Here is a 12,567-nt window from a genome sequence, read left to right as displayed (position 1 = left end):
GGAACTTTCTGGTATTACCAATTCAGGGAACTTGACAGACCGAAACTGGTCCGTCAATCGGTAATACCACAATCCGCCTGTCCTTAGCGAGTGCAACTCCCATGAAAATCACTGCCGCCCGCGTCATCGTCACCTGCCCGGGTCGCAACTTCGTGACGCTGAAGATCGAGACCGACCAGGGCGTCTACGGCATCGGCGATGGTACCTTGAACGGGCGCGAGCTTTCGGTCGTCGCCTATCTGGAAGAGCACGTCATTCCCTGCCTGATCGGCATGGACCCGCGCCGCATCGAGGACATCTGGCAGTATCTCTATCGCGGGGCCTACTGGCGCCGGGGACCTGTGACGATGCGCGCGATCGCCGCGGTCGACATGGCGCTGTGGGACATCAAGGGCAAGATGGCCGGCATGCCGGTCTACCAGTTGCTCGGCGGGCGCAGCCGTGACGGAATCATGGTCTATGGCCATGCCAATGGCTCGGACATTGCCGAGACGGTCGAGGCGGTCGGCCACTACATCGACATGGGCTACAAGGCGATCCGCGCCCAGACCGGCGTGCCCGGCATCAAGGATGCCTATGGCGTGGGCCGCGGCAAGCTCTACTACGAACCGGCCGATGCCGCGCTGCCCTCGGTCACCGGCTGGGATACGCGCAAGGCGCTGAACTATGTGCCCAAGATGTTCGAGGAACTGCGCAAGACCTACGGCTTCGACCATCACCTGCTCCATGATGGCCACCACCGCTATACCCCGCAGGAAGCGGCCAACCTTGGCAAGATGCTCGAACCCTACCAGCTGTTCTGGCTGGAGGACTGCACCCCGGCCGAGAACCAGGAAGCCTTCAAGCTGGTGCGCCAGCACACCGTCACCCCGCTGGCCGTGGGCGAGATCTTCAACACCATCTGGGATGCCAAGGATCTCATCCAGAACCAGCTGATCGACTATATCCGCGCGACCGTGGTCGGTGCTGGCGGCCTTACCCACCTGCGCCGCATTGCCGATCTTGCCAGCCTCTACCAGATCCGCACCGGCTGCCACGGCGCCACCGACCTCTCGCCCGTCACCATGGGCTGCGCGCTGCACTTCGATACCTGGGTCCCCAACTTCGGCATCCAGGAATACATGCGCCACACCCCCGAAACCGACGAAGTCTTCCCCCACGACTACCACTTCGACAAGGGCGAACTCTTCGTCGGCGACACCCCCGGACACGGCGTCGACATCGACGAAAAACTCGCCGCCAAATACCCCTACAAACCAGCCTACCTCCCCGTCGCACGGCTCGAGGATGGCACCATGTGGAACTGGTGAGACAACAACCAAAACTGGTGAGGATACGATGAAAAAGGCATTTCTTGCGGCGACCGCCCTGGTTGCCCTGACCGGCGCGACGCCTGCCCCTGCCCCTCGCTCCAGCTCGCAAAGCTGGCAAAGGTCGGCACGACAAGCGATCGCTACCAGTCCTACAATATCGAGATGGTCGAGATCACCGGCGGCCGCTTCTGGGCGCCCTATGGTGGCCCGGCGGACGAACGCTACCGCCAGCGCCCGCCAATCGACCTGACTGACCCCAAGCTGGTCGCGCTGGCCAAGGCGCTCGGCCCCAGTCTCGTGCGCGTGAGCGGCACCTGGGCCAACAACACCTACCTCGAAGCCGAAGGCGAACACCTCTCCGCCCCGCCCGCCGGGTTCGTGCAGGTGCTGACGCGCGACCAGTGGAAGAACGTGGTTGCCTTCTCGAAGGCGGTCGATGCGCCCATCGTCACCAGCTTCGCCGTCAGCAACGGCACGCGCGATGCCAATGGCGTGTGGAAGCCGGCGCAGGCACAGCGCCTGGTCGATCTGACGCGCGAGGCCGGCGGCTCGCTCTACGCTGCCGAATTCTTCAACGAAGCCAACATGCCCAGCGCCGCGCCGCAGATGCCCAAGGGCTATACCGCCGCCAACTATGGCGCGGAATTCCGCCTCTTCCGTGATTGGGCGCGCAAGGCCGTGCCCGGCATGAAGATCCTCGGCGTCGGTGGCGTGGGCGAGGCGGGCCTGCTCAAGGACGTGCCCGTGCCTGCCGAAATGGGCGCACATGTCAGCAGCGAAGACATGATGAAGGCCAACCCGAACAGCGTCGATGGCGTGTCCTACCACTTCTACGGCAGCGTCTCGCAGCGCTGTGCAGGCCTCGGCATCGGCACCGCGCAAAAGCAGGACGCGCTCACCGCAAGCTGGCTCGACATGACCGTGCGTGACTACCGCTACTATGCCGCTCTGCGTGACAGGTTCGAACCCGGCAAGCCGATGTGGAACACCGAAACCGCGCAGGCTGCCTGCGGTGGCAGCCCCTGGGCCTCGACCTTCCTCGACACCTTCCGCTACCTCAACCAGAACGCCGCGCTGGCGCAGCAAGGGTTGCAGGTGGTGATGCACAATACGCTCGCCGCCAGCGACTATGCCCTGATCGATCGCGATACCCTGACCCCGCGCCCGAACTACTGGGCCGCTGTGCTGTGGAAGCGCACGATGGGCAGCACCGTGCTCGCCTCCCCCGCCTCGCCCTCGCCCGCGCTGCGGCTCTATGCCCACTGCCTGCCCGGCAAGCCCGGCGGCGTCACCGTCATGGCGCTCAACACCGGCGAGGCCGCGCAAGGCATCAACCTCGGCGGCAAGGGCATGGGCTGGACAATGACCGGCCAACCGCTCGACACCCGCAGCGTGCTCATCAATGGCAAGGCCCCGGCCCTCTCGCCGGACCTCAAGCTGACTGGCCTCGATGGCGTCGCCGTCAGCGGCAAGGTCACGATCCCGGGCCAGTCCATCGCCTTCTACGCCCTGCCCGGCGCCGCCAACCCGGCCTGCCGCTGATGCGCGCGGTCCTTGTCGGGGAGGCGATGCTGGAGCTGTCGCAGGAAGGCAGCCTCTGGCGGCTCGCCTATGGCGGCGACACATTGAATACGGCAATCCACCTCGCGCGCAGCGGGGTGGAGACCGCCTATCTCTCCGCGCTCGGCACCGATCCGTTCAGCGAGGACTTGCGCACGCGCTGGGCGGCCGAAGGCCTCGACACGTCGCTGGTGCTCGACAACCCCTCCCGCAACCCCGGCCTCTACGCAATCACCTGCGACGACATGGGCGAGCGCAGCTTCACCTACTGGCGCGGTGAAAGCGCCGCGCGGGCGCTGTTCGATTGCCCCGGCATCGAAACCGCGCTGGCCCAGGCCGAGAGCGCAGATCTGCTCGCCTTCTCGCTGATCTCGCTGGCCATCCTGCCCCAAAGCGGCAGGCAGGGGCTGCTCACCCTCGCCCGCAAGGTCCGCGCCAATGGCGGGCTCGTCGCCTTCGACGGCAACTATCGCCCGCGACTCTGGCCAGATCAGGCAACGGCCCGCGCCGCGCGCGATGCCGCCATCGCCGTTGCCAGCATCGGCCTGCCCACGCTCGAGGACGAAACCATGCTTTCGGGCGAGACCGATGCAGAAGCCGTCGCCGCCCACTGGCAAGGCCTTGGCTGCAGTGAAACCATCGTCAAGCTCGGCCCCGAAGGCTGTCGCCTGCCAGACGGCGAGATCGTCCCCCCGCCGAAGTCTTGCGCCCGGTGGACACCAGCGGCGCCGGCGACGCCTTCAACGCAGGTTACCTCAGCGCGCGCCTGCGCGGCGAAGCGTCAGCACAGGCCGCAATCGCGGGCCACGCTCTGGCCGGCTGGACCATCATGCGCCGGGGCGCAATACCGCCGCGGGATTCCGACGGAGGGTGAACACGCCCGCCTCGGGGTGCACGTCAGCTATCTGTCCCATTTTGCTGAGAGCAGACCGTCAGGATACGACGCCATTGTAGTCGTTCGACCTGCCTGCCAAACTCGGATGGGTGAACAGTTTCCCGAATAGCGACACGAGAGAGAATAGGTGATCTGGCTAATAGGTCTGACAGGAGCCATGCTAGTCGCTTGGGCAGGTTATCAGTTCATCAGATTACTGCGTTGCGGCGAGATCAGCGCCATGCACTATCTGCGCCTAGACGCGACCATCGATGACCCACCTGCCTGGTTGTGGTTGATTGCGCTTGTAAACGGTGCCTACGGTGTCCTGGGGCTGGTCATGATGGCTGATGCGCTTAGTTCGTGACTACAGAACCGCTGGGCCGATGATGTCCGTTTTCCACCCCATCCCAGCCATTCACTGCCCTCCCGGCGATCCACAATAGCGGTCGTCCCGTCAGTGCGGAAATCTCGCCAAGCCGCCTAGGATTTCGCCCTCAGCAGGCTCCACAGCACCACCGCCGCCAGCAGGTCCAGCCCCGCCAGCGCGACGAACAGCGGATTGTAGCCGAACACATCCGCGCTCTGGCCGATCAGCAGCGTGAACAGCATGCCGCCGATCCACGCCGAGGTCCCGGCCATGCCGCTTGCCGTGCCCACGGTGCGGCTGTCGAACACATCGGCGCACAGGGTAATCAGCGCGCCGTTGAGCAACTGGTGGGCAAAGCCGCCGATGCAGAACAGCGCAATCGCCATCTCGGGCGAGGCGGCAAGGCCGATGCAGGCAGGCCCGACCATGCACAGCGCGCCCATCGTCATCGTGATCTTGCGCGATGACAGCATCGAGGAACCGCGCTTCATCAGCCAAGGCGGCAGCAACCCTGCGGCCAGACTGCCGAAGTCTGCCGCCAGAAACGGCAACCACGCCCACAGCGCGATAGACTTGAGGTCCAGCTTCCACACTGCGACGAGATAAAGCGGGATGAAGAAGTTGAACGTCTGCCAGGCAGGTTCTGCAAGGAATCGCGGCACCGCAATCGCCCAGAACGAACGGCTGCGCAGCACCTGCCCCTTGGTCGCAGGCTTGGTCGCATCGGGCTGGTTCATCGCCACGATCGCGTCACGCTCTGCCTGCGGAAGACGCGGGTGCTCGGCCGGATCGCGATAGGCGACCCACCACATCCCCGCCCAGACGAGGCTGAGCGCGCCCGTGACCAGAAACGCCGCCTGCCAGTTCCACGCCAGGATGCAGAACGCCACCAGCGGCGGCGCGATCATGTTGCCAACGCTCGTGCCCATCTGGAACAGGCTGGTGGCCAGCGGCTTTTCCTTCGCCGGAAACCACTGCGCCACCGTCTTCGTGCCCGCCGGAATCGCCGCTGCCTCGCTCGCGCCAAGCAGCGAGCGGAAGAAGGCAAGGCTCATCCAACCCGTGGCAAAAGCGTGCGCCATGTTGCTCAGCGCCCAGCCGACGGCAAAGAGCAAGAACCCCAGCCGCGTGCCCAGCGCATCGAGCACCGCGCCCGCCACCGTCTGCATCACCGTGTAGCTCGCCTGGAACGCCAGCACGACCCAGCTGTATTGCTCGGTCGTCATCGCAAACTCGGTCTTGAGCGTGGGCGCCGCCACCGACAGCGTCGAGCGCGCAAGGTAGTTGAGGATCGTGCCGAGCGTGATCAGCGCGATGATCCACCAGCGCAGCGGAAGTTTCCTGAGCATCGTTCCCGTCCGTTGCCTGAAGGTCAGCGCAGCCGCTCGATCTCGATCATCGAGACTCGCGCATCGCTGGTGCCACTGACGAAATCGAGCGCCAGTTCGCCCTTGGCCTTTATCGTGAACACCTTGGCCTCGGCCACCGCCCCGCTCGCCGGTATTGCGGGCTGGAACTTGCGCAGCAGCGCTTTCTTTCCGCTCTTCACGTCAAACGTGCCAGCCTTCTGCGCAGCGTCGGTCGCGAACCACAGCGTCACCTTGTAGCGCCCATCGGCCAAAGGCACGCGGTAGGAGAACGTGCCGGTGCGATAAGTCGCCAAAGCGCCCCGGTCGTTCGTGCCAGCAATGGCAGTCGGCACGGCAGGCTTGCCGTAGTCCGCCGGCTTGTCGAGCGAGGCGGCGGTGCCACCTTCGAACCAGTTGTCCGATCCCAGCACGCGGCCTTCGCTCTTGGCTGCCAGCAGCGCTCCAGCGTCAATCACGAACTTGCGCGCCGTCTCGGCCGCCAGCGTCCAGCTTGCGCTGTCCTCCACCGTTCCGCCGGCATGAACACCCCGCGCCACCAGCGCATTGCTGCCCTCGTCCAGCCGGACGCCCGTCCACACGCAGGCCTTCTGCGGGCAGTCCTGCTTCACCCCAAGCGAGCGGCCATTGAGCAGCAGTTCGGTGCTCGCGGTGTTGCTGTAGATCTTCACATCCGCCACCGGATAGGCGCGGTTTACATAGCGCTTGGACGTGATGTGAACCATCGGCTCGGAGTTCCAGTTCGCCTTGTAGAACCAGAAGGCGTCCTTGCGGGTCTTGTGGTCGTAGGCGATCAGGCCCTTGGTATTGATGTCCTGCGCATCGCCTTCGGTGCGCACGGTCGTGGCAAAGTCGAACGAGTTCCACAGCCACGCAGCGTAAAGCCAGGGCCGCGCATCGAGCTGCGCCAGCGCGGTTTCGTGGATATAGCTCTCATATTCCTCGGGCTGCGCCGCACCGCGTGAATCCGCCGGGCCGCCCAGCACGTTGTCAGTGTGCATGGTCAAGGCACCACCTGCGCCATACTCCGTCACCGCCAGCGGCTGCTGCGGCCGCTTTGCACGCAGGCCATCAAGATGCGGGCCGAGATCACCGGCCTTGCCGAAGTACCAGCCGAAATAGCGGTTGGCCCCGCCAAGATCGGCGGCAACCGCCGTGGTGGGGATTTCCACGTCGTTGCCAAAGGCCCGCGCCTCGCAGCACGTGGCCAAAGATGTAGGCCGCGAAGGGTCGAGCGCCTTGGCCGTCTTCTGCAACTCGTTCAGCAGCGGCAGAGGATCGACCTCGCGCCCGTCAGCGCCGCCAAACAGGAAGGCCGGCAGCGAATTGCCGAAGTCCACCTCGTTGGCGATGCTCCAGATCGCCGAGGCGGCATGGTTCTGGTTCTGCCGCACCAGTTCGGTCAGCTGCGACTTCGCATTGGCAACCAGCGCCGGATCTGGCACCTTGCTGCCAGCCAGAGTCCACACTGAAACCAGCGGAATCTCGTCCCACACCACCATCCCGGCGCGGTCGGCCAGATCGTGCACGTCCTGTCCGTGCTGATAATGCGTCAGGCGGATCGTGTTCGCGCCCATGTCGCGCAAGGTGGCGATGTCCTCCGCCACGTCCTCGCGGCTGATCGCCCAGCCCTTGCCGTCACGGTCCTGGTGATAGCCCACGCCGCGCAGGCGATAGGGCTGGCCGTTGAGCAGGAAGCCGCGGTCAGGATCGAACGCCATCGAGCGCAAGCCATAGGCCTGCCGCACTTCGTCAGAGACGGCCCCGTCCGCCTGCACCACCTGCGTGACCAGATCGTAAAGATAGGGATCGGCAGTGCCGTGCCACAGGTGCGGATTGGTCAGGGCAAGCCGCGCCGAAAACTCGCCGGTCTTGCCTGCTGCAACCATCGCTGGAACGACTGCAGAGGCCGCCTCACGCCCCTCGCGATCAACCAGGCTGACCTTCACGCTGGCCTTGGCAGACTTCGCGGCATCGTTGGCCACGCGGACCACCAGATCGACCTGCGCCTGATCCTTGTCAGCCCTTACCGTCGTCGCGCGCACGCCCGGCCCGCCTGCATCGGCGAGGTCGATATGCAACGGCGCAGTCGTCACCAGCCGCACCGGCCGGTACAGCCCGCCATGCACGAAGAAGTCGCCCGAAAGCGGCAGGACATCAGCGGTGGAGCCGCCAGCCTTGGGCTGCGCATTGTCCACGCGCACGACCAGCACGTTATCGCCATCAGCCTTCATCGCCGCCGTGGCATCGAACCGAAAGCGCGAGAATCCGCCGCGATGTTCGCCCAGATAAACACCGTTGAGCCAGACCTTGGCCACGCGGCTCGCCGCATCGAACTCCAGCCAATGCCGCTTGCCCTTGGCTCCGGCTGGCGTGGCGAAATGCAGGCGATACCAGCCGATGCCCAGCCGCTTGTCCACGTTCGCCGCGGTGTTGGTGCCGCCCAGGTCATGCTTGTAATATCCAACCCGGTTCCAGCTGTGCGGCACCGAAACCTGCGCCCAGGTCGCATCGGCAAACTCCGGTGCAACAGCCCCTTGCGCATCCTCGGCCGTGAACCGCCAGCCGGCATCCAGCACCGTCACGTCGCGCGCTTCCTGCGCAAGGGCCGGCGCGGTTGCAGCCATGATCAGACACGCGACGGAGGCCCTGAGGCCTGCTTTGGCACGAACTGCCGGGAATTCTCGCATCGGTTCTCTCCGGGTATCCATTCTGGTTGGTCGAAACTATCGAGGGCTGGCGGCGTGGAACGCCTTGAAGAAGGCAAGCCTGTGCGGATCGGGCCAGTCCTGCTGCGCCGCCGTTTCGGCAAATTCTACCAGACGCGGCCGATCGGCAGCAAAGCGCGGCCAGGAAACGCCGCTTGTCTCGGGCTTGCCGGTGCGGGCAAATGCCAGGAGCGTCTGCATCATCGCGTGGCTCATCGCGCGATCCTGCGGGGTCCAGGCGCGCGTCGGGCGATAGCGGTCGAACGCATCGAGCGTGCCCAGCCAGAACGGCACCTCTGAGGTGTGATAGGCCCCCGCCCTTGCCGGATCGAGATCGGCAAACCGCACCCCCGCGACATAGTGATGTGGCCGTGAAAACTGGTAGGCATATGCGGGCGCCGTTCCATGCGCCGCCTGCAGGCTGGCCCATTCGAACATCCCCAACACCATCGTCTCGTCGCGATCGGCCATGCGTGCCTGCTCCTGCGCCTGACCGTCGTTGCTGGCGGGATAGAGCGCAAGGAAGCGATCGGCCTGCACACCAAAGCGCTCGCGAGCCTTGGCCCTGTAGTCCTCCAGTGACGTCACCGGCCCCATCCCGCCCAGCGCCTCGTCACGGGTGAAGCCCAGAAGCAGCGGCACATCGCTCTGCCGCCGCGCGGCGAACAGCGCCGGTATGGCATCGGGCAGGACATGGCCGTCAATGGCCGGCCCCGTACTCGGCCCGCCCGGCACGCGCGGCACGACCAGCCGGTCGGCCGGCATGGCCCGCAGCTCGGCAAGGTTGCTCGCCTTCCACGCCGCCATCAGCCTTGTCCCGGCGTCCTCGGCCTCTGACCGCGATGGCAGCTTGATCGGCCCTGCAATCATCGCCCCGCTCATGCCCACGGCCTTGTGGAACAGGCCCTTGGCAAGCGGGCTTACCTGCAAGGCCAGCACCGACATCGAACCGGCCGACTGCCCGACAATGGTCACATTGTCAGGATCGCCACCGAAGCGCGCGATGTTGTCCCGGACCCAGCGCAGCGCGGCAATCTGATCCAGCAGCCCGTAGTTGCCTGAAGCGCCATCGCCGGATTCGGCGCGCAATTCGGGCGTTGCCAGAAAGCCCAGCGGCCCGACGCGATAGTTGAGGTTGACGATGACCGCCCCCTCGCGCGCCAGCGCTTCGCCGCCGTAGATGCCGACACTGCCCGAACCGACATAGAAGGCGCCGCCGTGAATGTAGACGATCACCGGAGCCTTGCGCAAAGCAGGGCGCGTCCAGACGTTGAGATAGAGGCAGTCTTCCGAAATCGCTTCAGCGCCGGAATACTGGTTTGCCAAGCTGCTGCGCATCGGCTGCACGCACAGCGGCGAAAAGCGGTCAGCGTTGCGCACGCCCTGCCACGCGTCGACGGGTTGCGGCGCCCGCCAGCGCAATTCTCGCACCGGAGGCTTGGCATAAGGGATGCCGAGATAGGCCTGGACGCCGTCGCGCTGCGCAATGCCCCGCACCAGCCCGGCCGCCGTCTTCACGGTCCTGGCGACGCCCGCGTGATCAGCGCTGCGAGCGAAAGACGGCGCAGCCAGCAGTATCGTGGCAGAAGCCAGCGCAATGGCTGCCAGCCTCGTTGCGGTCGTCTTCAAGGCCACGCACCCTCCTTTTTCGCCCGACGATTGCCGGATGATGGGCCAGTTGCTTCCAATGATACCTGCAGCCAAGCGGTCTGCGCGGTTGCGGGATTGTCCTGATCGGCACCTTGCGCTGGTAACCACAATTTGGCCTGACCACAATTGGTTTTGCACGGATTCAAGTGTCAGGCAATCCTCCAAACCGCCTTTCTCACTAAAATTTGAAGCAAAAACAAAGTGTAACCCACACCCTTCGCGGCGGTGCCAGATGGCCCATATACATGCCCAAACCTTCGTCATACGCGAAATCTATCATTATTATCCAAACTTTTCATGATCAAAGGCCGGATAATTTGTGTGATGGATACTTGTGTGGTTGAACATTCTGTGAGATTGGCCAGTCCAACTTGAGACAGAAGGGAGGATCAATATGTTCCGCAAAGCTTATCTTGGAGCCAGCATCTCGCTGCTCGCCATCACATCCGCAGCCCAGGCGCAGGAAGCCCCGAAGGCGGTCTCGAAGAAATCGTCGTCACCGCGCAGAAGCGCGAGCAGAACCTGCAGCAGGTCCCTGTTTCGGTTACGGCGCTTTCGGCCGAAGCGATTGCCAACAAGGGCATCACCCAGTTCGAAAACCTTGCGCAGGTCGCACCTGGTCTTACCATTACCCAGGGCACGCAGCGCACCGGTAACAGCATCAACCTGCGCGGCATCGGCACCTCGGTGTTCAGCATCGGTGTTGAGCCCGCCGTCTCGGTCGTCGTCGATGACGTTCCGATCCTGAACCAGGGCCAGGCCTTCAGCACCCTGACCGACATCGAGCGCATCGAAGTGCTGCGCGGCCCCCAGGGCACGCTGTTCGGCAAGAATGCCTCGGCCGGTGTCGTCAACATTGTCACCCGCGCTCCAACCGAGACTTTCTCGGGACGCATCGCCGCATCGGCCACCACGGACGAGGAATACCGGGTCGAAGCCGGTATCTCCGGCCCGCTGGGTGAGAACGTCGGCTTCCGCATCAACGGCTTCTACAGCGACTTCCGCGGTTACGTGAAGAACCTCGCCACCGGCAACTATCTCGGTGCCGACGAAAGCTGGGGCATCCGCGGCAAGCTTGTTGCCGACCTGTCCGACAGCGTGAAGGTCACGATCTCGGCAGAGCATTCGGAGACCGACGGCAATTCGACGCCGCGCACCGTGCTCAGCTTCGCTCCCGGCGCGACTGTTTTCGGTGCATCGCTTGCCACCAACCTCGGCACGATCAAGGCTGGCCCTGGCAACTACCTGCTCAACCAGAACTACGACGGAATCGCCAAGGGCGAGTCGACCAATGTCAGCGGTCGCATCAGCATCGATCTCGGCAGCGTCGACCTGATCTCGATCACCAGCTACCAGAAGTGGGGCCTCGACACGCAGGACGATGTCGAGCAGCTCAACCTCCCCGTGTTCGGATCGGCAACCGGCCTCGTGCAGTCCAGCCCCTACGACACGAAGAACGTCACGCAGGAACTGCGCCTGGTTTCAACCGCGCCGGGTCCGTTCCAATACATCCTCGGCGCCTTCTTCTCGAACGGCGAGACCGATCGTTCGTTCGATCGCGGCCCGTCCGGCCCGCTTCTTTCCAAGTGGGTATCGAATGCCGGCACCAAGACTTACGCCGCCTTCGCCCAGGGCACCTACGATCTTGCCGCCACCACGCACCTCGATGCCGGCATCCGCTACAACCACGAGAAGATCGACGTCTCGTTCCAGCGTCTGAACGTGCCTGCCACGCAGCCTGCCAACAATGCCATCTGCCTTGCGGTCTGCACGGGCAACGCGAGCGACGATGCCATCACTGGCAAGATCGCCCTGCGTCAGGATGTTGCCGAGCGCGTCATGGTCTACGCTTCGTTCGCCACCGGCTACAAGGGCCAGGGCTACGACGTCTCGTCCGGCTTCACGCCCGCGCGTGCTGCCAACCCGGTGAAGCCGGAAACCTCGCACACCTACGAAATCGGCTTCAAGAGCCGCTTCCTCGACAATCGCGTGCAGTTCAACCTCACCGGCTTCTGGACCGATTACAAGAAATTCCAGTCGCAGTCGGCGGTGGTTCAGCCTGACCAGTCGATCCAGTTCCAGCTCAACAACGTGGGCAAGCTGCGCACCCGCGGTATCGAACTGGAACTGCAGACCAAGCCGACGCGCGAACTGTCGTTCGATCTCGCCGGCACCTGGATGGACGCGATCATCACCGAATATCCGCTGGCAAACTGCAACACCATCCAGACCACCGATCCGATCTGCTTCGACATCGATGGCAGCGGCAGCGGCACCGCTCGCGCGCAGAACCTTGCGGGCAAGCGCCTGCCGAACGCGCCGAAGTTCATGTTCAACGCCTCGGCCATGTACGACATCTTCATGGACTCGATGCCGTTCGATGGCTTCGTCACGCTCGACTATCGTTACCAGAGCCGCGTCAACTTCGACCTGTTCCAGAACCCGCTGTACTTCCAGAAGGCCTATGGCGTGCTCAACGGCAGCATCGGCGTCCGCCAGCGCGACGATCAGTATCGCGTGACGCTGTTCGTCAACAACCTGTTCGACAAGCACTTCGCCTCCAACGTCGGCGGCCTCGTCGGTGGTCAGCCAACGTCGGTGAACCAGGTACTCTCGCGCAACTCGCGCCGTTACTTCGGCATCCGCGCCAACTACAACTTCTAAGCACCAAAAGCAGCGGCCAGGCTCACCCTGAGCCTGGCCGCCTTGCCTTTCACGTCCTGGG

General features: G+C 64.3%; 6 protein-coding genes and 1 pseudogene. 4 read left to right on the top strand and 3 right to left on the bottom strand.

What is annotated here, in order from left to right:
• Positions 1 to 101: 101 nt before the first annotated feature.
• The 3 genes and pseudogenes from manD to C7W88_RS19570 all read left to right on the top strand — a co-directional run bounded on the left by manD (position 102) and on the right by C7W88_RS19570 (position 3,747).
• Positions 102 to 1,310, top strand: coding sequence for a mannonate dehydratase (manD, locus tag C7W88_RS19580; protein ID WP_118075211.1), 1,209 nt, complete (start codon positions 102 to 104; stop codon positions 1,308 to 1,310).
• Between the two features lie 165 nt (positions 1,311 to 1,475).
• Positions 1,476 to 2,855, top strand: a complete 1,380-nt coding sequence (locus tag C7W88_RS19575; protein ID WP_240345120.1) for a hypothetical protein — start codon at positions 1,476 to 1,478, stop codon at positions 2,853 to 2,855.
• Between the two features lie 26 nt (positions 2,856 to 2,881).
• Positions 2,882 to 3,747, top strand: a pseudogene (locus tag C7W88_RS19570) (sugar kinase).
• 483 nt (positions 3,748 to 4,230) lie between these two features.
• Here C7W88_RS19570 and C7W88_RS19560 read toward each other — a convergent pair.
• The 3 genes from C7W88_RS19560 to C7W88_RS19550 form a co-directional block, all read right to left on the bottom strand.
• Positions 4,231 to 5,466, bottom strand: coding sequence for an MFS transporter (locus tag C7W88_RS19560; RefSeq protein ID WP_118075210.1), 1,236 nt, complete (start codon positions 5,464 to 5,466; stop codon positions 4,231 to 4,233).
• 23 nt (positions 5,467 to 5,489) lie between these two features.
• Positions 5,490 to 8,111 (bottom strand): glycoside hydrolase family 2 protein, encoded by a 2,622-nt coding sequence (locus C7W88_RS19555; RefSeq protein ID WP_240345119.1) that lies wholly within the window; start codon positions 8,109 to 8,111, stop codon positions 5,490 to 5,492.
• Positions 8,112 to 8,210: 99 nt separating this feature from the next.
• Positions 8,211 to 9,821 (bottom strand): carboxylesterase/lipase family protein, encoded by a 1,611-nt coding sequence (locus C7W88_RS19550; protein WP_240345118.1) that lies wholly within the window; start codon positions 9,819 to 9,821, stop codon positions 8,211 to 8,213.
• A 465-nt stretch (positions 9,822 to 10,286) separates the two neighbouring features.
• On the opposite strand from C7W88_RS19550, the gene C7W88_RS19545 reads away from it, so the two are divergent.
• Entirely contained in the window at positions 10,287 to 12,506 is a 2,220-nt protein-coding gene (locus C7W88_RS19545) for a TonB-dependent receptor (protein ID WP_118075207.1), read from the top strand.
• The last annotated feature ends 61 nt before the right edge of the window (positions 12,507 to 12,567 follow it).

The organism is Novosphingobium sp. THN1 (genome assembly GCF_003454795.1).
GTDB lineage: Bacteria > Pseudomonadota > Alphaproteobacteria > Sphingomonadales > Sphingomonadaceae > Novosphingobium.
This window is presented reverse-complemented; position numbering and strand designations above follow the sequence as displayed.